Genomic DNA, 22880 nt, shown 5'->3' with positions numbered 1-22880 from the left:
AAGAGACAGCTTCATATTCTGTCCGATCCGGCATGATTACGGTGATTGTTTCAATCGTCGCGTTGCGATTGCCGGGGGCAACCACGTGGTTGTTTGTGACTACATAGCCGTCAGCGGAAATGATAAAGCCAGAACCAAGGGATTGGGCCTGGCGGGTCTGTCCGCCATTGCTTCCACCGCGGCGGTTTCCGAAAAGACCATCAAATGGTGTGCCGGCGAATGGGTTATTTCTTACCCGTACGCGCTGTGTGGTAGAAATGTTTACAACGGCTGGCTGCAATTGCTCGGTCAGGTCGGCAAAGCTCATCGGCGCGCCTGGGCGCGGCGCAGCGGCTCTCATAACCTGACTGTCATTGGCAGCGACTTGAGCACCGGCTGACCCGATGCCGGTTAACGCCGCTGCTCCTCCCGCCAAAAGCAAAGCTGCTGAAATTCCGTAAGCGTAACGCACAATATATTCCTCTCAATTTGACGGTATCGACAATTAACATTCGATACCAAAATCCTTCAAGTTACATAAATTATTGGCGCAAAATTTATGAACCGAATTTGAATGTTACCACAGTCGATCATTAAGATCGCCTATAAGATAGGTGATTTTAGACCCCGTCCCAGATATCTGGGTGTGACAAACGGCATTCGCAAGCCAAAAATAGCCAATTTATCGAAAAACCTCGTCTTTCTGCAGAAAAAACGACAATTGTAGTCGTTGGCTTGCGGTTTGGCGTATTTCTACTTATGAAATGCCGTCACAGCCTGAAATCACCATCGGTTTGACAAGGCGGCTTACCGATAAAGTCCAGCGATTCATTTGCCAACTGTGTATCGAAAAATTCGTGGACGGACGCTATCTTGCCATCGCGGAAAGTAAAAATATGGGCGTAACGTTGATCATAGCGCTTGCCATTTTTTGCAATACCCTTGGCTTCCATGATTGCCGTGGTGCCATCGGGTCCGTCATTCATGATCTTCCAGTTTTCCGCAAACTGAAACTGTTCGAAATCGAGAGTGTCAAAAATCAGTGGTAATATGGTTTTCAGTGCCTCGAAACTGTCATAGCGGCCGGAGATAATGGTGTTGCCGGACACATTATAGATAACATCAGGATGATGAAGCGCTTCAAACGCGTCGACGTCCAACCGGGCGAGCGCCTCATAATAGGCGTTCACGATATCCCGGTTGGACATCAAAGTCGTTTACCTTCCGCGGAACTGGCGGAGATATTCGTTATCCGGTGAAAGGACGAAAGACGAGTTGGGATCGCCTTCCTGGCCTCTGCGGAAGGTTGTTTCGTAGCTTTTCATGGCACGGTAGAAATCGTAAAAATCAGCATCTTTGCCGAAGCTTTCAGCATAGGTCCTAGCTGCACTTGCATCTGCTTCTGCGCGGATAATCTGTGCCTGTTTTGCGCCTTGCGCCTTGATCGTGCGTGCTTCCTGTTCACGTGCTGTCCGCATTCTCTGATAGGCACTTTCAAGCGGCGTTCCGTCAGGCAGATCGGCGCGTTTGATCCGCACATCTACAATTTCCGCTCCATATTGACGGGCGACCCGGTTCAGGCCGGTGCGGATATTGTCCATCACCTGACCCCGCTCGGGGCTCAGAAGGGCAGCGAAAGGCCGTTTGCCCAGCTCGTTACGCAATGCAGAACCCAGGATCGGACGCAGTTCATCAGCCACGCGGGCTTCGTTGCCAGCAGCAATGAACATCCGCAACGGATCGGTGATCCGAAAGCGGGCAAAGGCATCGACCTGCAAACGCAACTGGTCGGTAGAGAGCACTTGTTGCTGTTCCATCTCAACGTCGAGAATGCGCTTGTCTATCCATTCCACCTGTTCGATGAAAGGGAATTTGGGCAGCAGTCCTGCGCCGGTCTGACCGAAAGGCGTATTGTCTTGGTAGCGATTGATGATCCGTACGGGCTCGCCAAAGCGGACGACAACACCCTGACGGGTTTCCGGTACAATGATCAGCGTGTTGACCAGTACCAAGATCAAGCCGAAAACGATGATGCTAAGCGCAACGGGATTTTTCATGATGTTGCTCATTATTTCGCCTCCACGACTTGGGGCGCCGCTGCTTGAGCCCGCTTTTTGATTTCAGGAAGTGGCAGGTAAGGCGTTACGCCATCTGCCTCGATAATAGTTTTGTCGACTTGCGACAATACTCGCTCCATCGTTTCATAATACATGCGTTGCCGCGTCACGCGCGGGGCAAGCCGATATTCCTCGTAAACCTTGTCAAAAGCAGCCGATTCACCTTGCGCTTGTGCAGTCAACTGTTGTGCATAGGCACGCGCTTCGTTGAGATAGGTCTGCGCGGTCTGTTGTGCGGCCGACACTTCCTTAAACGCGTCGTTCACGGCGGCGGGCGGGTCGGCTTTTTTGATTGCGATACCACGGATCACGACGCCAGCCCCATAACCATCGAGCAGAGCCTGCATATTCTGTTCGACCTGTTGTTCAATCTCGGTACGCTCTGAACCGATAGTATCATCGAGTGTGAAATTGGCGACCGCTGCGCGCATAGCGGATTCAGCGACTTCCTTGATCGTTTCTTCCTGTTCGGCAATCTGGAACAGGAATAGTTCCGGCGATTTGATGTTCCAACGCACGGAATAGGCCAGGTCGACGATATTCTGATCACCGGTCAGGATCAGCTTTTCCGATTCACCGGTCGGAATATCGATTGTGCGAATTTCTTCCACATCGAGTTTCATCACTTGCTCCAGCGGAGCAGGAAGCGAGAAATGCAAGCCTGGCTGCATGGTCCGTGAATAGGAACCGAAAAACGTCACCACGCCGCGTTCCTGCGGGCTCACCCGGTGGATAGAAGTCAATAAAGCCCACAAAATAATGAAGCCGATCAAGATGATCGGCCACCAAGGACGGCCGCCAGGCCGTTTCGGGATACCGCCTTTAAAGCCGCCGCCAGTGCCTTTTTTGAAAAGTTCCTCGAGCGAAGCGGATCCGCTCTTGCCGCCACCACCAGAAGATCCGCCTGAAGGATTACCCCACGGATTACGCGGACCACTGCCTTTGCCATCGTCTCCGCCGCCATTGCCCCAAGGGCTAGCCATGTTCAGTATAGAACCCAAGAACGTTTTTTGGGCCGCTTGCCCGTCAATTTTTTTATCCATGTTTTCATTATAGGTAGCGTGGTGTCAGAAAAACAGTGTCAATCGGATAAAAGTGTAACTATGCGGAACAAATGACCGATATTTCTAACATCGAAGCGGCCCTTGAAGAGGTCGCCAGCGGAAGATTTAGCGCTGTTCGTCTAGAAGAAGGGCGCGTTTCGCTAGTATTAAATGTCAGCGGACTCGATGTTCGCGAGCGCGGACAGATTGAGATTGCCGTAAAAGGTAAGCTTTTGGAACTAGATGTTGTTGAAAAGGTCGACATTGTGATGACGGCCGAGAAGATCCAGCGTCGTCTGATCGCTGTCGGTAGTGGCAAAGGCGGGGTTGGCAAGTCCACATTGTCCACGAATCTCGCCATTGCGCTGAAAGCAATGGGGCGCAAAGTTGGCATGGTCGATGCCGATATTTACGGCCCGTCCCAGCCGCGTCTTTTGAATTGCGAAGGCCGCAAACCCGAGGCCGAAGGAAAGCAGCTAATCCCTGTTCGGAATGAATATGATATTCCGGTGCTGTCTATGGGACATCTCGCCAAGCCGGGTCAGGCGATTGCGTGGCGCGGCCCGATGGCGGGCAAGGCGCTGGAGCAATTGATTGATGCCCATTGGGGCGATACCGAGCTTTTGATCGTCGACATGCCGCCGGGCACCGGAGATGTGCAATTATCCATGATGCAAAACCACAAGCCGGTCGGGGCGTTGATTGTTTCGACACCGCAAGATCTTGCGTTGATGGATGCCGTGCGGGCCGTTGATCTCTTTGAACAGGCGAAAATCCCGATCATCGGAATGATTGAAAATATGGCGGGTTATATTTGTCCGCATTGCGGTGAAGTTAGCGATCCCTTTGGAGCCGGCGGCGCCGAAGCGGCGGCCAAGACAATGGGCATGGCGTTTTTGGGCCGGGTGCCTCTGGACATCGAAATTCGCAAATCCAGCGATGGTGGAACGCCGCCAGCTCATTCTGACAGTCTGCAAGGAAAGGCTTTCCACGATATTGCAAAAACGCTCGCGACGTGGTTGGATGAACAATAAGTCGTTTACTGCGAAGGGAAAGACCGGCCATGCTTTTGGAAACTGATGAAGACATCGCCCGTCTATTGACCGAAACCAAACATATTGCTCTCGTTGGCGCATCAGCCAAGCCAGAGCGCGCCAGTAATCGTATTCTCAGATTCCTTCTCGACCAGGGTTATGATGTCACGCCAGTCAATCCGGGACTGGTTGGTCAGGAATTGCACGGGGTAGAGGTCGCGCCGTCTCTCGAAGCCATCGAGAAGTCGATCGATATGGTCGATATCTTCCGCAACTCGAATGCGGCGGGCGGCGTCGTGGATGAAGCCATAACGGTGGGCGCTAAATCCGTATGGATGCAGCTCAACGTGATCAACAGGCCGGCGGTTGAACGCGCTGAAGAAGCGGGACTTGATGTTGTTATGGATCGCTGCCCCAAAATAGAAATTCCCCGGCTCGGTCTGTTGAAGAACGACGATGGCGACTAAACCGGAATCGGATCCAGAACCGGACGAGGGGGAAAAACGAAGCGCGCTGTTTACGCGCCGCAATTTCCTGATCGGGGGCGGAACAGCGGCCGGGCTGATCGTCGCCTGGGCCATCTGGCCACGTGCTTACGAGCCCAATATTAGCGCCGCCGAGAATGAAGAAATCTTTGGTGCTTACCTCAAGATTTCGAAAGAGGGGCAAATCACTGTTGTCGTACCTCAAAGTGAGATGGGGCAGGGCGTCTACACGGTTTTGCCGCAAATTTTGGCCGATGAACTGGGTGCTGACTGGCGGACGATCGCCGTCGAACCGGCGCCGATCAACCCGTTATACGCCAACAACTTCCTGGCTCAGCAATGGGCCGAGACATTACTGCCGCCGGGAGCTGCCAAGTTAACTGAGGAAGAAGCAGCAAGCTGGGCTGCCAAGAATATCGCGACCCGCAATGATTTCATTGTAACGGCTGATTCCTCCTCGGTTCCTGCTTATTCCGACAGTTTTCGCGAAGCCGGCGCAGCGGCGCGCATTTTGCTCAGCAAGGCGGCGGCTGAAAAATGGGATGTCGAATGGGAAACCTGTATCGCTGAAAATGGATTTATCTCCAATGGTGATAATAAGATGCGCTTTGGCGAACTGGTCGCCAGTGCGCTCAAACAGGATTTGCCTGATCCGGTACCGCTGCGTTCCGATCCGGTCAACAATCTGGTCGGTCAAGATATTCCTCGACTTGATTTGCCGGCAAAACTTGATGGTTCGGCCAATTTTGCGGGTGATGTGAGACTGCCCGATATGGTCTTTGCCTCCATCCGTCAGGGGCCTATTGGAGCGACGCGCCTCAAGTCGTTTAACCGTGAGGGAGCCGACAAGATCATCGGTCTGGTTGATGTGGTTGAGCATGATCAATGGATTGCCGCCGTTGCAACAAACTGGTGGGCTGCCAATGACGCGCTCGACAAAATGAGCCCGATGTTTGAAACAACCGGACTGCTGCCAGACAGCGAAAAGATGGATGTGGCCTTGGAAGAGGCTTTGGAAGATGGGCCGGGCATCCGGTTTGCCAGTCGCGGAGAGACACAGCCGGCTTTTGATGAATATCAGACAATTCGCTCGCGCTATCAGGCGGATGCAGCGGTGCATGCGCCGATGGAGACTCGAACGGCAGCGGCTGACTATAAAGATGACCGGCTAGAGCTCTGGCTGGCGACACAGGCGCCTGCCTCGGCTGTGCAGGCCGCTGCCAAGGCGATCGGCATCGCTACAGACCGCGTAACGCTTTATCCAATGCTGGCGGGGGGCTCATTCGGCCGTAACCTTGACAGCAAAATCGCGGCACAAGTGGCTATTATAGCAGAAAAAATGGGTCGCCCGGTACAGCTGATGTGGTCGCGCGCAGAAGAAATGATGCACGATCACTATCGTGCGCCCGCCCATGCCCGGCTTGATGCTGCGACCGATAAAGCAGGACGCATACAGGCCTTGCAGGTCAAGATAGCGGCTCCGGCGTCAGCGAGGGAACAAAGTAAACGGATCGTGCGCGGCATGGATGATATTGCCGCCATGCGCGCCTCGATTGATGAGGCAGATGTAAAAGCGGTCGAAGGGGCGGATGTGCAATATAATATCGCCAATTTCTCGCTCGACCATCACCCGGCCTATATTGGCGCGCCAACCGGTAACTGGCGTAGCAATGCCCATAGCTACAATGCTTTTTTCGTCGAATCCTTCATCGACGAACTCGCATCAAAAGCAGGAATCGAGCCGTTGTCATACCGGATGCCGATGATGACGGATCGGCCGCGCCTGGCGCGCTGTTTGACCGGGGTGGCCGCTATGGCCGGTTGGGACGGCGGGCTGGATGGTAGCGGCATGGGCCTTGCCTGTCATTCGATGCGTGGCGGCCATATTGCGGTCATTGTCAGTGCCAGTCGCGGCGAAGGTGGGCTGCGGGTCAGCCGGATTTCTGCCACAGCCGATGTTGGACGGATCATTCACCCTGAAATTGCAAGGCAACAGATTGAAGGCGGCATTGTTTACGGCCTTGCCATGGCTTTGGGATCGTCAACCCGTTTTAATCGCGGTATTGCCAGTGCCCGGCGATTGAGCGATCTGGCGTTACCGAGATTATCGGAAATTCCGTCCATACAGGTTGAATTTATTCGCAGCGAAGAGGAACCGGTGGGCGTTGAGGAAATCGGTGTGCCGGCTGTGGCTCCAGCCATTGCCAACGCCTTATTTTCCGCAACCGGCGTTCGTTTTCGTCAGCTACCGCTTTTTTCAGAGGCATCTTAATTATGCAGATTCTTGATAACCTGCCTGAGGGGCATCCGCCGGTCGCCACCGGAAAAGTTGGCCTGTTGCTGGTCAATCTCGGAACCCCTGACGCGCCAGACAAAAAGGCAGTCAAACGCTATCTGAAGGAATTTTTGTCGGACAAGCGCGTGGTCGAGATACCCGACATCCTCTGGCAGCCGATATTGCGCGGGATCATTTTGAACACCCGGCCCAAAAAATCAGCCCATGCTTATGGTCTGGTCTGGACGGATGAAGGATCGCCGCTTGCCGTATATACACGACGCCAGGCAGAGGCGTTGGCTGCGAAATATGGCGATGATGTTCATGTTGATTGGGCCATGCGTTATGGCAATCCCGGTATTGCAAGTCGGTTGCAGGCAATGAAGGATGCAGGTTGTGATCGCATACTGATGGCGCCCCTCTATCCGCAATATAGTGGAGCAACGACGGCCAGTGTGCATGATGCGGTGTTTGATGCGGTCAAATCGATGCGCTGGCATCCAGCCATCCGCACGCTGCCAGCATATCATGATGATCCCGCTTATATTGCAGCGTTAAAATCCAGTGTCGAAGCTGGCTTGGCTGCACTCGATTTTGAACCGGATGCGGTAATTGCAAGTTTTCACGGCATGCCGAAGCGGACATTGGAATTGGGCGATCCCTATCATTGTCATTGCCAGAAAACCGCGCGCTTGCTTTCCGAAGCGATGGGGCGGGATCTGACCATCGCTTTCCAGTCGCGCTTTGGTCCGGCAAAATGGCTGGAGCCCGCCACGGATCTGACGCTCGTGGAACTTGCAAAAGCGGGCAAGAAAAAGGTCGCGATTTTTGCGCCCGGTTTCTCCAGCGACTGTCTTGAAACCTGTGAAGAACTGGCAATCCGCGGCAAGGAAGACTTTGAGGAAGCTGGTGGGGAGCGCTTTGCCTATATCCCTTGTCTCAATGACAGCGCTATTGGCATTGATCTGCTCGATACGCTGATGCGCCGGGAATTGGCCGGATGGATTTAGAACCGGATGACATTTTTCATCCGCCGGTGAAGCGCAGCATCACAATTGCGGGGCACCAGACATCAATCACTCTGGAACCTCTGTTCTGGGAACTGCTCCGCTCGGCATCGGAAAAACGGGCGCTGCCCATTAATGCTTTGGTCGCGCAAATTGATGTGCAACGGCTGGATGCGGACGAGCCACCGGGGCTGGCGACAGCAATCCGCTTGTGGCTGACGCATGATGTGCTTGGAAATTCTGTCCAAGCCGACTAAGGCTGCCTGCATGAACGCAACCCTTCTTGTCATGGCTGGCGGCGCGGTAGGCGCGGCTGCGCGCTACAATCTGGGGCGACTAGTTTTTCATTGGGGTGGAACGGGCCTTCCTTATGGCACGTTGATCGCCAATCTATTGGGCGGGTTGTTAATGGGTGTGCTGGCTGGAGTGCTGGCGCGCAGTGATTTTGTCGATGAACCGTGGCGGTTGCTGCTCGGTGTCGGTTTGCTGGGCGGGTTTACGACCTTCTCGGCTTTTAGTCTGGAAGTTTTGAATATGATCGAACGCGGAAATTGGGGCATTGCTCTTGGCTATGCATTGCTGTCCGTGGTAGGATCAGTGCTCGCGCTATTTGCCGGGCTTATGGCTGTGAGGGCAATGGCATGACCGGTTTTGATCCCACTGCCGACAGCGGCTCCGAAGAGGAAAAGCCTAAAGGTCAGGGCAAGCTCAAGGACCAGAAACAGGCGCTCAAAACACTGGATGTGCGTCAGTTTACTGTGTCCGCAGATGATGATGATATCCGGCTCGATCGCTGGTTCAAACGCCATATGGAAGATGTGCCGTTTAATGTCGTTTCGCGCTGGTCGCGGACCGGGCAGTTGCGGCTTGACGGCAAGCGGGTCAGCCCCGGCGATCGCATCAATGAAGGCCAGGTCATTCGCGTACCACCTGCCGAGATTGAACGGCCGGGCCGCATTGCCAAACCGCGTACGGAACTGTCGCAAGACCAGATTGATTTTGCGCAGGAACTGGTCATTCACAAGGACAAGGCTGCCATAGTGGTCAACAAACCTCCGGGGTTGGCGACACAGGGTGGCAGCAAGACGACCACCCATCTCGATGGTTTGCTAGACGCGCTGACCTATGATGCAAAAAGCCGGCCCAAGTTGGTCCATCGGCTCGACAAGGATACCAGCGGAGCGATCCTTCTGGCCCGCTCACCGGGAGCGGCGTCTTTCTTTTCCAAGCGGTTTTCGGGACGCACGGCCCGAAAAGTCTATTGGGCCCTAGTCATGGGCGTGCCGGAAATTGTCGATGGCATGATCGACCTGCCGTTATCCAAGCAACCCGGTTCCGGCGGTGAAAAAATGCACGTTGATGAAGAAAACGGACAGGCGGCGAAATCGCGCTACCGGATTATCGAACGCGCGGGAAATCGAGCTTGCTGGGTAGAGTTGCAGCCATTTACCGGGCGCACCCATCAACTGCGTGTTCATATGGCGGCCATTGGTCACCCGATATTGGGAGATGGCAAATATGGCGGCAAGGATGCATTTCTTACCGGTTCTATCAGCCGCAAAATGCATTTGCATGCACGGCGGCTGCGGATCGATCATCCCGACGGGCACAAGCTGGATGTTAAGGCTGACTTGCCACCCCATTTTGCCGAGACGATTGAGGGACTGGGTTTAGATCTCAGCTTGGGTGATCTACCGCTGGAGGAGAAAAAACCAGGTGGCAAGGCAGTGCGTAAAAAGCAAGGCCGTGCTCATGCCAAGCAAATTCGCAAAGACAAGCGCGGCGAACGGCGCGGACGCGGTGAGACCAGCGGCAAGCCAACAAAGGCGGGAAAGCCAACCAAACGCGAGCGTCCCAACGCCGGAAAAGCCACACATAAGAAAAACATGCCGCACAAGGCCAAAGTCAAACAAAAGGGCCGTTAATGCATCCAGATCCCGCGTTTCGATGGCCCAAATCGGGCAATGACCACAATGATGCCGATGAACGGGCTGCGCTCGAGGCGCTAATTGCCCAAATCGGCTTCGGCATGATTTTCGCGACCACACCGGATGGACCGCGCGTGGCCCATGTACCGGTTTTTTCAACCGGCGACGGGGCACTGCAATTCCATCTTTCACGCGGCAATGCGCTGACCAAACACCTGTCAGGAATGACCGCTTTATGCGTTATCAATGGGCCAGATGCTTATATCAGTCCTGACTGGTACGGCGTGGATGATCAGGTTCCGACCTGGAATTACCTGTCGTTGGAATTGGAAGGCTCGGTTCGCGAGATGGAGCGAGAGGGCCTTGTGGCTCTGTTGGATGATCTCGCCGAGCAGAATGAAGTAAAGCTGGCCCCGAAGAAACCGTGGCACCGCGACAAAATGGATGCGGGTAAATTTAACAAAATGGTTGATGCGATTGTCGGTTTCGAAATGGAAATTGTGGCTTGGCGCCCGACGGCGAAGTTTAGCCAGAATAAACCAGTTGCGGCCCGCGATAATGCCGCCGATGCGCTGGACGCTTTGGGTCGCCGGGCTGTTGCGCATATGATGCGGGAGTTTAGTCCAAAATGAGCAGTGGCATGAACAAGCTGGCCCTGTTCGATTGTGATGGCACAATGGTCGATAGCCAGGCGAATATTTGTGCTTCGATGGATCAGGCTTTCCTTGCGCACGGTTTGACTCCACCGGACCATCACAAGACGCGCCGAATTGTTGGTTTGAGCCTGCAGGAAGCTGTTCGTCAGCTATTGCCGGATCAGGAAAATGCCTTGGTTGCTGCTGTCACCCAGTCTTATCGCGACGGCTTTTTCAAGATGCGGGAGGATGGTGCAGTACAGGAACCGCTTTATGACGGCCTGATCGGATTGATCGATCGACTTGAACGCGATGGCTGGATGCTGGGCGTGGCGACCGGAAAATCCGATCGGGGACTTAACCATGTTCTGGAAGTGCATGGGCTGATGGACCGGTTTGTGACCTTGCAGACCGCCGACCGGCATCCTTCCAAACCGCACCCTGCCATGGTGGAGCTTGCGATATCCGAAGCCGGCGCCGCAGCGGAAACCACAGCTATGATTGGCGATACCAGCTTCGACATGGAAATGGGTGTTAACGCTGGCGTGCGGCCAATTGGCGTTGATTGGGGCTATCATGACAGTCACGAATTGCTGACAGCGGGCGCCCATATCGTGGCCGAGACCATGGATGAACTATACGAGACTTTGAGCCAATGACCAAGCCACCGGAAAAATATGACGATCCGATTTATGTCGCTGACCCGGCAAAGGAAAAGCAGGCCAAGACACTGCATTTCATGGTTAGTATCATTCGTTTGCTTGGCATTGCGATATTGATGTTGGGCATAGCCATCGCGCTGGGCAGACTGGCCGGCATTCCAGCCCCGGTTGGCTATGTGCTGATAGTTCTGGGGCTTGCGCAAACCTGGGTAATCCCTTTTGTAATGGTGCGATCTTTCGTCAAGCGGCAGGTTACAGAAGAAGCCGAGAAAGAAGCGGCTGATGAAAAAATTCTATAAACAGGCTGCTAGCGTTGCGGTCGATGGTAGTTTTGCAATCCACCTGGACGGTCGCCCGGTTAAAACCCCGGCGCGTAACCCGCTCCATCTTCCCGCTTCGCAACTGGCTGAAGCGATTGCGGAGGAATGGGCTGCGCAAGGTGAAGAGATTGACCCGGCCACAATGCCTCTCACTGCGCTGGCTCAAGGCGCGCTGGACCAGGTCACCCACGAACGGGAGCGTATTGTTGGACGCATCGCCGCTTTTTCGGACAGCGACATGCTCTATTATCGCGGCGATGATAGCCAGCAGGCCTTGGCTGATCATCAGGCCGAAAAATGGGACCCGCTGCTCGATTGGGCACGGACCCGTTATGATATCAGTTTTGTTCTGACCCGCGGCATAATGCATAAGTCACAGTCAGAGCAAACGATCGCCCGGCTGTCCGAAGCCGTCGAGGCGCAAGATGATTTTACGCTTGCCGCCATGCTTTCGCTGGTGGGGCTTGCCGGTTCGCTGGTTGCAATTTTGGCATTAATCGAAGGCGCATATGACACGGACGCTCTTTGGCCGCTGATGAATCTCGAAGAACTTTGGCAGGAAGAGCAATGGGGCAAGGATGATCTTGCGACTCAAAACCGGGCGATCAAAGAGGCCGAATTCCTGGTGGCCGCTCAATTTCTTGAACTTTCCCGCACTTAGTTTTTCCCTTTTGCGCAATTTTCCGCTACAGGCCCGTAACTGTAAACGGAGACTACATGACAACTTCTTCCCCACGCCAATCCTTGGCGCTATGCGACAGCCCGGCAGAGGCCGTCGCTCTTCTCGAAAAACTCTACCAAGAACAAATTGACCTGATTACCGCGCGTTTTGCTCGCTATGCCAAAGGCGACTTGTCTGACGGCGACCGCGAACAGGGCGTTTACCCTATGATTTCGGTCGAAATTCCAGCCGATCAGGCCACCGAAACCAGCAATCTGGCTTCTGGCCGGATTTCCGACATAAATTGCTACAGCACGACGATTAGTCAGCCGAAACTCTATCGCCGCTATTTGCTCGACCAGCTGGAGCGGATCAACCGGGTGTTCACAGCAAAAATCCATGTTGGACTGTCCGACACACCGATCCCATTGGCCTTCGCCATTGAAAATGCCGCTGGCGGGCTCGATCGGGATCGCAAAGATGCGTTGCCCAATCATTTCCACACACCCAATCTGGTCAAGACCAATGACGAGATCGTCGATGGCGGCCAGATTTTTCAGGATCACGTCGATAGCGCGCTGTCCCTCTTCACCGCCGAGCGGGTGGACTATTCGCTCCACCGTATCCGCCATTATTGCGCGACCGATCCGGAATATTTCCAGCCCTTCATATTATTTACCAACTATCAGCGCTACGTGGATGAGTTTATCGAATTTGGTCTGGAAGAGGTGAAGTCCGGCAAGGCAGAAATGCTGGTTGAGCCAGGCAACCGTGTCACGGGTGCCGATGGCAAACCATCCTGTCCACCAATTGCAAAACCACCGCAAATGCCGGCCTATCATCTGGTCCGTAAAGATGGCCGCCCGGGTGTCACTTTGGTCAATATGGGTGTCGGTCCTTCCAATGCGAAGACGATTACTGATCATCTGGCCGTCTTGCGCCCGCATGTCTGGCTGATGATCGGTCACTGTGGAGCGCTGCGCCGGACGCAGCGACTGGGCGACTATGTCCTGGCGCACGCTTATTTGCGTGATGACAATGTTCTCGATGACGTTTTGCCGCCGAGCATCCCGCTGCCGACCATCGCCGAGGTGCAACTGGCGCTGACCAAGGCGGTGCAGGAAGAAACTGGCATTGACCAGTCGCAACTCAAACAGCATTTGCGCACCGGGACAGTCGTTACCACTGGCGACCGCAACTGGGAGCTGCGTTTTGAGCAGATTGCGAAACGCCTGAACCAGTCGCGCGCCATCGCCATCGACATGGAATCCGCAACCGTCGCGGCCAATGGCTATCGTTATCGTGTACCTTACGGAACCTTGCTTTGTGCGTCGGACAAGCCCCTGCACGGGGAAATCAAACTGCCCGGTATGGCCGATGCTTTCTATCAGGAACGGGTCGGGCAGCATCTGGCCATTGGTTTACGGACAATCGATCTGCTGGCCCAAGAGGCCGATGCCGGTACCTTGCATAGCCGTAAATTGCGGAGTTTCGGCGAGCCCCTGTTTCGATAGGCGCTATCCCCCTCTCCCTCAAGGGGAGAGGAAGAACACCGGAAAACCTGCGAAGTTTACATTGTGTGCACAGTCCTTTTGAGCGTTTTTGGTGTGAAACACTATTCCAAAGTTCACACAAATCACACCCGCTGCATCTCAGGCCCAATTCCGTGAAGTTTACAATGTTTACGGATCCCTATGGGGTCTTTCTTTTCGGCCACAATATACCAAAGTTCACACAATTCTCATCCCGTGCGCGGGGATATCCGATCTATTCAGTTGTCAAAAAAAACCGACGTCCATCATACCGCAACCAGCACCCTGTAGGACAGCGAAAAACTGGTCCACCGTTCCATTGACCTAGGTCAAAACATTCGTTGCGTTGGATCAATGCAGCTCCTTCTGGCTCTCCCTAACCACCATTGGGGACTAAGTAAGAAGGATTTTTCCAATGCGTAAGACAGTGAAATTTTTGGCGCTGGCAGCGGTATCAGGCATGGCGATCAGCTCTGTACCGGCCTTTGCTGAACAGGGTGACATAATAGTCCGCGTTCGGGCCATTAACGTAATGCCAAGTGAGGAAAGCGGCTCTATTTTGCCGGCCTTTCCCGGTGAGCAGGTCAGCGTGGATAACAGTCCCGCTCCGGAAGTTGATATTACCTATATGGCGACCGACAATATCGGGTTCGAGTTGATCGCCGCGACGACCAAGCACAGTGCAAGCGGTGTGTCGGGAACGACCGGCGGGATCGGGCGTCTGGCATCGACCTGGGTGCTGCCGCCAACCCTGACGGCACAATATCATTTTGCGCCTGATGCAGCGATCCGCCCCTATATCGGAGCCGGTATCAACTACACGATGTTCTATAACGAAAATGCTTCGGATGCGCTGGAAGCGGCGGTGGGTGAGACGGATGTCAGCCTGAAAAGCAGCTTCGGTTACGCATTGCAGGCCGGTTTCGATATTCCCATCAATGACCGATTTACGTTCAATGTTGACGTTAAATATCTTGACGTTGACACCACAGCGACGCTGCGGACGACGGCTGCCGGAACGCAGCGGGTAAAGATCAATCTTGACCCGATCGTGGTCGGTGTTGGTTTGGGTATCAAGCTATAGCGGCGAACTAGCGTTATAGTTTCGGGAGAGAGGTCACGTGAAGATACACAGTCGCCGAGGAGGGACAACTTGGCAGCTTGGTATCTTTGCGTGATCTTTTTGATATTGGCTTGCTTGCAGACTTGATGCGGGCGTTTAGCCCCCAACGCCCAAGGCCATTCCCGCCTCGCGAATCCGTTTGGCCTCTGCACCATCATTCTTGAACGCCGCCAATCCGTCGGCCAGCGCCTTTTTGGCTTTGGCAGTTTGACCCAGTTGCATGCGGCTGCGCATCAGCATGATCCAGCCATTGGCGTCATTGGGGTTGGATTGCAGCCGTTGATCAAGGCCATCGACCATATTGGCGATCATTGCTTCCTGCTGACCGGCGGGCAAGGCGGCGGCCTCTTGCATTTGCTGGCGGCTGGGGCCGGGGATAGCTGCGGTAGCAACTTGCGGACCGTCGGTTGAAATGCCGCCCGTGGGCGCTGCTGGCGTCACCTTGGCGAGCCGCGCGGCCACGTCGATATTTTCCTTTTCGGCAACCTGTCCGATCACGCGGCGAATATCTGCGGCATAAGGCGCATCTGCCGGCGTGTCTTCGAGCAACGCGAACCAGTCATTGATGGCGCCCTTGTGATCGCCGGAAATATCTTTCTGAACTGCAAGGAAATAGCGCGCGCGCGGATCACTCTTGTCAATGGCCAGCGCCTTTCTGAACGCATCCGCGGCATCGCCGGGCACCTGCTGCCCGTCGCTTGACATGACCAGCGCTTCGCCCAGCATTGACCAATATTCGGCATTATCAGGATCAAGCGTTGTCGCGCGTTTCATCGCCGTGGCGGATTCGGCATATTTTTCGGTTTCGAAATAGCTCCAACCCAGCATGCGCCAGCTTTCAGCATCTTCGGGGTCATCCTGAAGCTTTTTTTCAAGGCCGGCGATGACTTCATCGACACTGGGCGCCGTTTCGGTTTCACCAGACGCCGCTTGGGTATCCGCGCTGCTGCCTGATCCAGCGGCGTCCATGCCGCGATAGACCTGCACACCAACCGCTCCGATTGCCAGGACGGCGGCAGATATCAGGGCAATACGACTGATATTGCCGGTCGCCTTTTTGCCGGATGGTGCTGTTTCTTGTGGCTCGCTCATCTCTAAAACCCGTTCCTTAACTGGTGCGACCCAGTTGATCGCCTCGCATTGTCGTAAACTGTACCGCTTTGACAAGCATTTTGTTTCAGATTTTCGATAGTGACCAAAGCGGTTCAAACTGTGATATTTTCCACTGGCATATCAAAAGCTTTTTGGTAAGATGCTGGTAAGTTAAGTCTTTTGGGGTCGCGCTAGAGCCGGAAAACTTGCCGCATTGGTCCGTTAACGCATGAGGGAGCGTTGGGCCAAGAAGGGCAAAAGGGGGAAGAAGCGCGTGGCGGACAAGTTTCGAGTGGTGATCGTGGGATCGGGACCAGCGGGCATGAGTGCTGCTGGCCGTGCCGCACAGTTGAAGCTGAAACATGTGCTGCTGGAAAAGACTGACCATCTTTCCGACACCATCTACAAATATCAAAAAGGCAAGCATGTCATGGCGACGCCGAGCCAACTGGTGCTGCGTTCGGACATGGATTTTGACGCGGGCAAGCGCGAAGCCATACTGGAGATCTGGGACAAGCAGACCGCGGCTTGCGAGGTCAATGTCCAGTTTAATGCCGAACCGGTGAAGATCGAAGGAGACGAAGGAAACTTCACTATCACGTTGAAAAACGGTGATAAAGTGATGGCGGAAACGATCGTCATGGCGATTGGGACGCAGGGCAATCCGAACCTGATGCGCTGTCCCGGCGGTGATAACAAGCTGGTGCAATATCAGTTGGATGACCCCGGCGAATATTATGACGAGCATATTACCGTGATCGGCTCCGGCGATGCCGGGATTGAGAATGCGCTGGGTCTGGCGGCCGATGCGGCTCAGAATAATATTGTCACGATCCTCAATCGCTCGCCGGAATTTGCGCGTGCAAAAAAGGCCAACGTGAAGCTGTTGATGGAAGCCGGCGAGCAGGGCAAGGTAGATGTCCGTACCGAGACAACCCCTGCGGAAGTCAAGGATGGTGAGCTGGTGCTCGAAACCCGCGATGGGCAAGAAACAATCAAGTGCGACCGGATCATTGCACGCATGGGATCAGCACCGCCGCGCAAATTTGTCGAAGAATGCGGAATTGAATTTACCAGCGAAGATCGGGAGGCTTATCCCAAGCTGACCCCGGCTTTCGAAAGCACGAAGAAGGGCATTTATGTCATCGGTGCGCTGGCTGGCTATCCACTGATCAAGCACTGTATGAACCAGGGCTATGACGTCATTGAATTTATCAACGGTAACAAAGACCTGAAGCCAGCGGATGAGCCAATACTCGAGAAGAAATTTGCAGACCTGCCCGGTGGCAAGTCGGTCGATGAGTGGCTGGAATTTTTCCGGGAGCGGGTCACTATTCTTAACGAGCTATCATCACTGCAGATGCGGGAGTTCATGCTCGACAGCGAACCGCGCCGTTATCGTCGCGGCGAGGTGGCTTTCGAGAAGAATGAACCGGGCTCATCGCTGTTCGCCATTGCGGAAGGTTCGGTGGCGGTGGAAATTGATCCCAATGACCCGTCGATCACGGTGCCCATTGAGGAGGGATCGATTTTCGGCGAAGTAGGCCTGATTTCCGGTCGCCGCCGCGGTGCGACCATTAACGCGGCTGAAGACCTGATCGTTGTAGAGATTTCCCGCACGGCGGCGTTGAAACTGCAGGCCTCGGTGCCAGCTGCCAAGCGCGCTATCACGCGCATCTCCACGGAACGCCAGTTGCTGCAGATGTTTGGTTCCGGCCTGACCAAAGACGATATCTCTGAGGTTGTCGAGAGCAGCGAGATTATGAATGTCAGGGCAGGCGAAGCGATTATTGAGGAAGGCAGCGCGGGCAATGATATCTACGTCATTCGCGTGGGATCGATGGTCGTGGAAAAGGAAATTGGTGGCAAGCCGGTGTTCCTGTCCTATCTGCCAGCAGGTTCTTACGTCGGGGAAATGACCCTGATCGCGGGCGGCATGCGGACCGCGACTGTAAAGGCGGCGATCAAGTCGGAAGTCATCAAGATCAACGGCGATGCCTTTAAGAAGGTCCTCGACAAGCATCCCGACCTGATGCGCAAGGCCAAGCAGGAAATGGCCTCTCGTCAGGATGTGAATGCCTTTGTCGAGGCAAAAAAAGACAGCTTCTCCGGCGTTGTCGACATGTATTCTGGTGTTGCCAATTTCCTCGTCGACAATGGTATCGGTGAAGCGACCGATGTTTTGCTTATCGACGAGAATCTATGCGTCGGCTGCGATAATTGCGAGAAAGCTTGTGCCGACAGCCATGAAGGTCTGTCCCGTCTCGACCGGGAAGCAGGCCGGACCTATGCACATCTGCACGTCCCGACAAGCTGCCGGCACTGCGAGCATCCGCATTGCATGTCCGATTGCCCGCCCGATGCGATCCACCGCGGTGCGGACGGCGAAGTGTTTATTGATGACACTTGCATCGGTTGCGGCAATTGCCAGCGTTATTGCCCCTATGGCGTGATCCGCATGGACAAGGTGCCGCCGAAGAAACCCGGCCTGCTGAGCTGGCTGTTCTTCGGTAGTGGGCCGGGTCCCGGTGAGCCCGACAAGCAATGGGCCGCAGCAAATAGCGATCCCGATGTCGAGAAACCCAAGAAAGCGATCAAGTGTGATATGTGCGCCGGTATCAACGGCGGCCCGGCCTGTGTCCGCGCCTGTCCCACCGGTGCCGCGATCCGTGTCGCGCCAGAAGAATTCCTCACCGTCGCCAAGCTAGAGCAGGAGGACGCATAATGGCCTCTGTTCCTGTTCCCGGTGATGTCGCGAAAAAGAAAGTCGCCATGCATGACGGTTTTCTAAAACATGCTGGCTATAAATGGCTGAAAATTGCCTCTTTCATCATGCTGCTATCCATTGTCAGCTATCTCTTCATCGACGTCTCGCCGCGCCATAATGGCGGCAGCTGGTATGGCTATACGCTCGGCACGATCGGGGCCGGGCTCATCCTGTGGCTCACCATGCTTGGTGTCCGCAAGCGGGCAATGACCTCGGGCAAATGGTCGCTCAAGGCTTGGACCTCGGCGCATATCTATCTCGGCCTCAGCCTGATTGTCATCGGCACATTGCACACCGGTTTCCAGTTTGGCTGGAACATCCATACGGCCACCTATGCCTTCATGATGATCGTGATCATCTCTGGCATTGTCGGCATCTATTTCTACGCAACCATTCCGCAGGCGCTGTCCAACAATCGCGACGAGATGACCGAGACGCAGATGCTGGAAAGCCTGCGCTCGCTCGACCGGCAATTGCATGAAGCGGCACAGCCATTGTCAGCCGAACACGCGGCCTTAGTGCTGCAATCACTGGAACAGGATCCCTTCGGCGGCGGTTTTCTGAAACGGGTATCCGGCAAATATCCCAATTGCGCTACCCGCGCTGCGCAGGCTGATTTGCGGCGAGAACGCGCTTATCAGCCTCGCATGGGCGGGGATGATCCGCTCGACAAGGTTGATGCGCTGCTTGAGAAAAAGGAAGCGACGCTCGCGCGCGTCCGCCGCCATCTTCGGCTGAAAGCGCTGCTGCAGGTCTGGTTGTTCATTCATGTACCGATGACCTTCGCCCTGATCGCGTCGCTGTCGGCGCATATCATCAGCGTTTTCTTTTACTGGTAGGCGGGAGATAGCAGCATGACCTTTATCGTTCGCCAGATTGCCGTCACCGCTGATGGGCGCGAGATTATCCGCTCCAATCCGTTCACGGATGCTGAAATCGGGATCGGCCGTAATACGGCAAATGCGATCCATCTGCCAGACCTGGCCGTCAATCCCGACCATGCGGTCATTCGCCAGCTTGAAGACGGCCAGATTGAGATTGAAAGTATCTCGGGCCAGAAATTCTCGGTTGATGGCCGCGACCAGATGTCCGCAACCATTGATCCCGGCGCCGGTGCTGAAATTGGTTTTGGCGGCCATGTCATAGCGGTCAGTCAAGACGAAGAAGACGTGATCCTGACCGTCAAACGGGTCGAGGCGCTTTCGGATTCCGCACAAGAGCGGGACGAGGGCGCGCTCTACACATTGAAAGGCCTGCTGCCCGGTAAACGGGTCAGCGCTTGGGGTTTTGTCGGACTTATGCTTGCCGCGTTTCTGATCTGGCCGATCTACACATGGGCCACCTATCGCGGCGTCGAAGAGCGGCCGGAAGGATTCCATGCCGATACCATGTGGTCATCGGGTGCTTTGAGCGATGCACATCACAGCCTGGAAGGTGATTGTCAGGCCTGCCATGTCGATGCCTTTGTGACTGTCACAGACAAAACCTGCATGAACTGTCATGAAGATGACGCACATGATCATGCCAAAAAAGACCGCCTGCTGACAGCCATGGGCGAGCCGGAGGGCTTTGCCAAGGTAGGTGCGGCTTTTGCGTCAGCCTTTAATAAGCCACCCGGCAGGTGTGTCGAATGTCACACCGAGCATGAGGGGGCAGGTGCTATGGAACCTACTGCGCAAAAATTCTGCGCGGATTGTCACGAGGGAATGGACGGGCGTTTGACCGATACAGAGCTTGAAAATGCGTCAGATTTCGGGATTTCACACCCGCAGTTTCGTCCTGCTTTGCTGGTCCAGCCTGGCGGCAAAAATCCACCTCGCAAGCGGGTTTCACTCGATGAGAAGCCCACTGAATATAATGGTCTGAAATTCCCGCATGATGTGCATATGTCAAAAACCGGCGGGGTCGCGCAAATGGGGCGGCGGCTGTCGGCGAAATTTGGTTTTGGCGATTCGCTGGTCTGTGCAGACTGCCATACGCCGGATTCGAACGGTGTTCGGTTTGAGCCCGTGGACATGGAGGAAGACTGCGCGATGTGCCACAGTCTTGCCTTTGAAGAAATTGGCAGCACGGTGCGTACATTGCGGCATGGCGAGCCCGATATGGTGCGTGCGGACCTGCGCGCTTATTATCGTTCCACCGGTCCTTCGCGGCCCATTAATCTTGGCGGTATGAAGCGGCGGCGTCCGGGCGCAGAAAATGACAGCAGGGTGGCAAGCGATTATGCGCGTGCTGTCCAGTTCCGGCCAAGCCGGGCAAATCTGGCTATTCAGCAGGTATTTTCACGCGGCGGCGCCTGTTTCGATTGCCATGGCGTCACGCCGCCGACGGCGCGCGGACGGGTTGACTATGGTATCAAGCCGGTAACGCAGACTGATCGTTATATGCACAAGGGCTGGTTCAGCCATGAAGCGCATAATGACGAGGATTGCACCTCCTGCCACGCAGCGACGACATCGGACAACGCGCGTGACCTGCTGTTGCCCGGCATCAAAACCTGCCGTGAATGTCATGGCGGCGAGTTCCAGAAAAGCTCCGATGTTCCATCGAGCTGCGCCATGTGTCATGATTACCATGCCGATGACGGCGCGCCCTGGCTGATCAAGGAGCAGCAGAAGGACAAACGGAAAAAGCCTGACAAGATGGCGAACGACAATGAGGTGCTTAAGCCTTCCGACAAGCTGACAGTTAAGATAAGAAAGCAGAAGAAGATTGCCAGTCGTTAGAGGCGACATAACAGAGAGGAAGCGCCCATGATCTTGGCGCAGGTAACGGATATCCATCTCGGTTTCGACCCAGATAATCCGTCGGAATTTAACCGCAAGCGCCTCGATCAGGCGCTCAAGGTCCTGTGCGAGATGACACCGCGACCCGACGCTCTGCTCGCTACGGGCGACTTGGTCGATCGCGGTGATCAGGATAGTTACATGCGGCTGGAGCAGGCTTTTTCCGACTTACCGTTTCCTGTCTATATGTGTCTGGGCAATCATGACCTGCGCGGCCCGTTCCAAAAGCAGTTTCCCGACGTGCCCTCAGCAGATGGCTTTGTCCAATATGAGATTGATGATGGCCCGCTGCGTTTGCTGTTTCTGGATACGCTGGAAGAGGGGCGTCACGGGGGCGCGTTTTGCGACATTCGCGCACGATGGCTGGCTGAAAGACTGGCCGAGAAACCGGACAAGCCGACATTGCTCATCATGCACCATCCTCCTGTGGAATCGGGTATTGCATGGATGAATACCGATCCGCGTGAGCCATGGGTGTCGGTTCTGGCGGAAACGATCGCAGGGCATGACCAGATCAAGGGTATGATTACTGGCCACCTGCACCGGAATATTTCAACGTCTTTTGAAGGCACAAACCTCTCGATTTGTGCGTCCACCGCACCGCAGGTTGCATTTGACCTGGAACCGATTGATCCTGAAAATCCCGATGGCCGCAATATGATTGTCGCGGACCCGCCGGCCATTGCACTGCACTGGTGGAATGGCAAACAGCTCGTCAGTCATTTTGAGACGGCCGAAGAGCACGTGATGCTCGCCCGCTATGACGAGAATTTGCAACCTCTGGTGCGTGCTTTGCTGGCCGAGCGACCTGACTAGTAGCAATGTTTTACGGGAGTCCTTAATGCCAAGGCATCAAAGTCGGCGAGTGTTTATCGGTGCTTGGATATCGCCAGCAATAATCAGTCGATCAGGTCTTTATCCTTTAGCCAGTCAAATATAATCTGGTCGACACGAGAGCTTTTGTCTCTATCTGAATGTGCAAACCAAACCATTTCTGCAATCTCAGAGTCTGGCGAGAGAGTGCCCATGTAGGGCCCTTCGTAACAGGTCATACGTACGGTAACGCCTTCCTCTGCTCCATGAGCCTGAGCTTCAAATTTACCTATGTATTTTAGACCATCTTTTTGCAGCTCCACAGACAGTTCTTCTTTTATCTCCCTGTATAGTGCGTCTTCATCTGATTCATCGTTTGCTCGCTTTCCGCCGGGGATATAATAGGTGTCCCTGCCTCTTGTTCGGGTACTCAGAATATTTCTGTCTACAATATGGATCCATGCCAGTTTATCGATGTAAGTCATGCAGAATGGACCTTCAGATTAATCGTTGCCATCGATTCCAAATAGCGTTCAGGAGTGTTTCGGTCCAACAGCAAATCACTGCCACTAAAGCTGGTCTTTGGTCCCTGCAAATTGTCCGCGCTTGTCGCCATTGACA

At 54.6% G+C, this 22880-nt stretch carries 23 protein-coding genes; 17 read left to right on the top strand and 6 right to left on the bottom strand.

Annotated features, from left to right (window positions below; translation table 11 throughout):
- From DK507_RS17715 to hflK, 4 genes are all read right to left on the bottom strand, one after another.
- The coding region (locus DK507_RS17715) for a S1C family serine protease (RefSeq protein ID WP_216822402.1) at positions 1–451 on the bottom strand (451 nt) is incomplete at its 3' end.
- A 298-nt stretch (positions 452–749) separates the two neighbouring features.
- A complete protein-coding gene (locus DK507_RS17710) occupies positions 750–1187 on the bottom strand; it encodes a nuclear transport factor 2 family protein (RefSeq protein ID WP_109357601.1) in 438 nt (145 codons plus the stop codon).
- Between the two features lie 9 nt (positions 1188–1196).
- A complete protein-coding gene (hflC, locus tag DK507_RS17705) occupies positions 1197–2048 on the bottom strand; it encodes a protease modulator HflC (protein WP_109357600.1) in 852 nt (283 codons plus the stop codon).
- Entirely contained in the window at positions 2048–3079 is a 1032-nt protein-coding gene (gene hflK, locus DK507_RS17700) for an FtsH protease activity modulator HflK (RefSeq protein WP_109357767.1), read from the bottom strand. The genes hflC and hflK overlap by 1 nt, the downstream gene beginning before the upstream one ends.
- 131 nt (positions 3080–3210) lie before the next feature.
- Here hflK and DK507_RS17695 point away from each other — a divergent pair, with 131 nt between their 5' ends.
- From DK507_RS17695 to DK507_RS17635, 13 genes are all read left to right on the top strand, one after another.
- The gene (locus DK507_RS17695; RefSeq protein WP_109357599.1) at positions 3211–4173 is read left to right on the top strand and encodes an Mrp/NBP35 family ATP-binding protein; all 963 of its coding nucleotides are present in this window, start codon (positions 3211–3213) and stop codon (positions 4171–4173) included.
- 29 nt (positions 4174–4202) lie between these two features.
- Positions 4203–4640 (top strand): CoA-binding protein, encoded by a 438-nt coding sequence (locus DK507_RS17690; RefSeq protein WP_109357598.1) that lies wholly within the window; start codon positions 4203–4205, stop codon positions 4638–4640.
- Positions 4630–6930, top strand: coding sequence for a xanthine dehydrogenase family protein molybdopterin-binding subunit (locus DK507_RS17685; protein WP_109357597.1), 2301 nt, complete (start codon positions 4630–4632; stop codon positions 6928–6930). Before DK507_RS17690 ends, DK507_RS17685 begins: the two co-directional genes overlap by 11 nt.
- 2 nt (positions 6931–6932) lie before the next feature.
- Positions 6933–7943, top strand: a complete 1011-nt coding sequence (hemH, locus tag DK507_RS17680) for a ferrochelatase (protein WP_109357596.1) — start codon at positions 6933–6935, stop codon at positions 7941–7943.
- Positions 7934–8197, top strand: coding sequence for a ribbon-helix-helix domain-containing protein (locus DK507_RS17675; RefSeq protein WP_109357595.1), 264 nt, complete (start codon positions 7934–7936; stop codon positions 8195–8197). Before hemH ends, DK507_RS17675 begins: the two co-directional genes overlap by 10 nt.
- A gap of 10 nt (positions 8198–8207) precedes the next feature.
- Positions 8208–8585 carry a fluoride efflux transporter CrcB gene (gene crcB / locus DK507_RS17670; RefSeq protein WP_109357594.1) on the top strand — a complete coding sequence of 126 codons (378 nt, stop codon included), beginning with the start codon at positions 8208–8210 and terminating at the stop codon, positions 8583–8585.
- Positions 8582–9865, top strand: a complete 1284-nt coding sequence (locus tag DK507_RS17665) for an RluA family pseudouridine synthase (protein WP_109357593.1) — start codon at positions 8582–8584, stop codon at positions 9863–9865. The genes crcB and DK507_RS17665 overlap by 4 nt, the downstream gene beginning before the upstream one ends.
- Positions 9865–10500: an FMN-binding negative transcriptional regulator gene (locus tag DK507_RS17660; protein ID WP_109357592.1), complete on the top strand. Its 636-nt coding sequence runs from the start codon at positions 9865–9867 to the stop codon at positions 10498–10500. Before DK507_RS17665 ends, DK507_RS17660 begins: the two co-directional genes overlap by 1 nt.
- An 8-nt stretch (positions 10501–10508) precedes the next feature.
- A complete protein-coding gene (locus tag DK507_RS17655) occupies positions 10509–11162 on the top strand; it encodes an HAD-IA family hydrolase (RefSeq protein WP_109357766.1) in 654 nt (217 codons plus the stop codon).
- Positions 11159–11464, top strand: a complete 306-nt coding sequence (locus tag DK507_RS17650; RefSeq protein ID WP_109357591.1) for a hypothetical protein — start codon at positions 11159–11161, stop codon at positions 11462–11464. Before DK507_RS17655 ends, DK507_RS17650 begins: the two co-directional genes overlap by 4 nt.
- Complete coding sequence (locus DK507_RS17645; protein WP_109357590.1) at positions 11448–12146, top strand: ATP12 family chaperone protein; 699 nt, start codon at positions 11448–11450, stop codon at positions 12144–12146. Before DK507_RS17650 ends, DK507_RS17645 begins: the two co-directional genes overlap by 17 nt.
- 56 nt (positions 12147–12202) lie before the next feature.
- On the top strand, positions 12203–13660 hold the full coding sequence (locus tag DK507_RS17640; RefSeq protein WP_109357589.1) for an AMP nucleosidase: 1458 nt from the start codon (positions 12203–12205) through the stop codon (positions 13658–13660).
- Between the two features lie 433 nt (positions 13661–14093).
- Positions 14094–14762 (top strand): OmpW family protein, encoded by a 669-nt coding sequence (locus DK507_RS17635; RefSeq protein ID WP_109357588.1) that lies wholly within the window; start codon positions 14094–14096, stop codon positions 14760–14762.
- Positions 14763–14897: 135 nt separating this feature from the next.
- Here the strand turns inward: DK507_RS17635 and DK507_RS17630 are convergent, their stop codons facing one another.
- A complete protein-coding gene (locus DK507_RS17630) occupies positions 14898–15893 on the bottom strand; it encodes a tetratricopeptide repeat protein (RefSeq protein ID WP_109357587.1) in 996 nt (331 codons plus the stop codon).
- Positions 15894–16167: 274 nt separating this feature from the next.
- Here DK507_RS17630 and DK507_RS17625 point away from each other — a divergent pair, with 274 nt between their 5' ends.
- The 4 genes from DK507_RS17625 to DK507_RS17610 are packed head-to-tail and all read left to right on the top strand — an operon-like array spanning position 16168 to position 22262.
- A complete protein-coding gene (locus DK507_RS17625) occupies positions 16168–18618 on the top strand; it encodes an NAD(P)-binding domain-containing protein (protein WP_301950673.1) in 2451 nt (816 codons plus the stop codon).
- A complete protein-coding gene (locus DK507_RS17620; protein WP_109357585.1) occupies positions 18618–19499 on the top strand; it encodes a hypothetical protein in 882 nt (293 codons plus the stop codon). The genes DK507_RS17625 and DK507_RS17620 overlap by 1 nt, the downstream gene beginning before the upstream one ends.
- 15 nt (positions 19500–19514) lie before the next feature.
- Positions 19515–21386, top strand: coding sequence for a cytochrome c3 family protein (locus DK507_RS17615; RefSeq protein WP_109357584.1), 1872 nt, complete (start codon positions 19515–19517; stop codon positions 21384–21386).
- A gap of 27 nt (positions 21387–21413) precedes the next feature.
- Positions 21414–22262 carry a phosphodiesterase gene (locus tag DK507_RS17610; protein WP_109357583.1) on the top strand — a complete coding sequence of 283 codons (849 nt, stop codon included), beginning with the start codon at positions 21414–21416 and terminating at the stop codon, positions 22260–22262.
- An 83-nt stretch (positions 22263–22345) separates the two neighbouring features.
- Here DK507_RS17610 and DK507_RS17605 read toward each other — a convergent pair whose 3' ends face one another.
- Positions 22346–22744, bottom strand: a complete 399-nt coding sequence (locus tag DK507_RS17605; RefSeq protein ID WP_109357582.1) for an NUDIX domain-containing protein — start codon at positions 22742–22744, stop codon at positions 22346–22348.
- Between the last annotated feature and the right edge of the window lie 136 nt (positions 22745–22880).

Origin of the sequence: Sphingorhabdus sp. EL138 (assembly GCF_900258045.1) — a bacterium.
Classification (GTDB): Bacteria; Pseudomonadota; Alphaproteobacteria; order Sphingomonadales; family Sphingomonadaceae; genus Parasphingorhabdus.
The sequence above is the reverse complement of the archived record's forward strand: the minus strand, read 5'-3'. Positions and strand labels throughout refer to the sequence as shown.

What these genes read in the sequence shown, in the direction of transcription:
- DK507_RS17710 (WP_109357601.1), bottom strand. Translation starts at nt 1,187, where the DNA reads ATGTCCAACCGGGATATCGTGAACGCCTATTATGAGGCGCTCGCCCGG.
- hflC (WP_109357600.1), bottom strand. Translation starts at nt 2,048, where the DNA reads ATGAGCAACATCATGAAAAATCCCGTTGCGCTTAGCATCATCGTTTTC.
- hflK (WP_109357767.1), bottom strand. Translation starts at nt 3,079, where the DNA reads ATGGCTAGCCCTTGGGGCAATGGCGGCGGAGACGATGGCAAAGGCAGT.
- DK507_RS17695 (WP_109357599.1), top strand. Translation starts at nt 3,211, where the DNA reads ATGACCGATATTTCTAACATCGAAGCGGCCCTTGAAGAGGTCGCCAGC.
- DK507_RS17690 (WP_109357598.1), top strand. Translation starts at nt 4,203, where the DNA reads ATGCTTTTGGAAACTGATGAAGACATCGCCCGTCTATTGACCGAAACC.
- DK507_RS17685 (WP_109357597.1), top strand. Translation starts at nt 4,630, where the DNA reads ATGGCGACTAAACCGGAATCGGATCCAGAACCGGACGAGGGGGAAAAA.
- hemH (WP_109357596.1), top strand. Translation starts at nt 6,933, where the DNA reads ATGCAGATTCTTGATAACCTGCCTGAGGGGCATCCGCCGGTCGCCACC.
- DK507_RS17675 (WP_109357595.1), top strand. Translation starts at nt 7,934, where the DNA reads ATGGATTTAGAACCGGATGACATTTTTCATCCGCCGGTGAAGCGCAGC.
- crcB (WP_109357594.1), top strand. Translation starts at nt 8,208, where the DNA reads ATGAACGCAACCCTTCTTGTCATGGCTGGCGGCGCGGTAGGCGCGGCT.
- DK507_RS17665 (WP_109357593.1), top strand. Translation starts at nt 8,582, where the DNA reads ATGACCGGTTTTGATCCCACTGCCGACAGCGGCTCCGAAGAGGAAAAG.
- DK507_RS17660 (WP_109357592.1), top strand. Translation starts at nt 9,865, where the DNA reads ATGCATCCAGATCCCGCGTTTCGATGGCCCAAATCGGGCAATGACCAC.
- DK507_RS17655 (WP_109357766.1), top strand. Translation starts at nt 10,509, where the DNA reads ATGAACAAGCTGGCCCTGTTCGATTGTGATGGCACAATGGTCGATAGC.
- DK507_RS17650 (WP_109357591.1), top strand. Translation starts at nt 11,159, where the DNA reads ATGACCAAGCCACCGGAAAAATATGACGATCCGATTTATGTCGCTGAC.
- DK507_RS17645 (WP_109357590.1), top strand. Translation starts at nt 11,448, where the DNA reads ATGAAAAAATTCTATAAACAGGCTGCTAGCGTTGCGGTCGATGGTAGT.
- DK507_RS17640 (WP_109357589.1), top strand. Translation starts at nt 12,203, where the DNA reads ATGACAACTTCTTCCCCACGCCAATCCTTGGCGCTATGCGACAGCCCG.
- DK507_RS17635 (WP_109357588.1), top strand. Translation starts at nt 14,094, where the DNA reads ATGCGTAAGACAGTGAAATTTTTGGCGCTGGCAGCGGTATCAGGCATG.
- DK507_RS17630 (WP_109357587.1), bottom strand. Translation starts at nt 15,893, where the DNA reads ATGAGCGAGCCACAAGAAACAGCACCATCCGGCAAAAAGGCGACCGGC.
- DK507_RS17620 (WP_109357585.1), top strand. Translation starts at nt 18,618, where the DNA reads ATGGCCTCTGTTCCTGTTCCCGGTGATGTCGCGAAAAAGAAAGTCGCC.
- DK507_RS17615 (WP_109357584.1), top strand. Translation starts at nt 19,515, where the DNA reads ATGACCTTTATCGTTCGCCAGATTGCCGTCACCGCTGATGGGCGCGAG.
- DK507_RS17610 (WP_109357583.1), top strand. Translation starts at nt 21,414, where the DNA reads ATGATCTTGGCGCAGGTAACGGATATCCATCTCGGTTTCGACCCAGAT.
- DK507_RS17605 (WP_109357582.1), bottom strand. Translation starts at nt 22,744, where the DNA reads ATGACTTACATCGATAAACTGGCATGGATCCATATTGTAGACAGAAAT.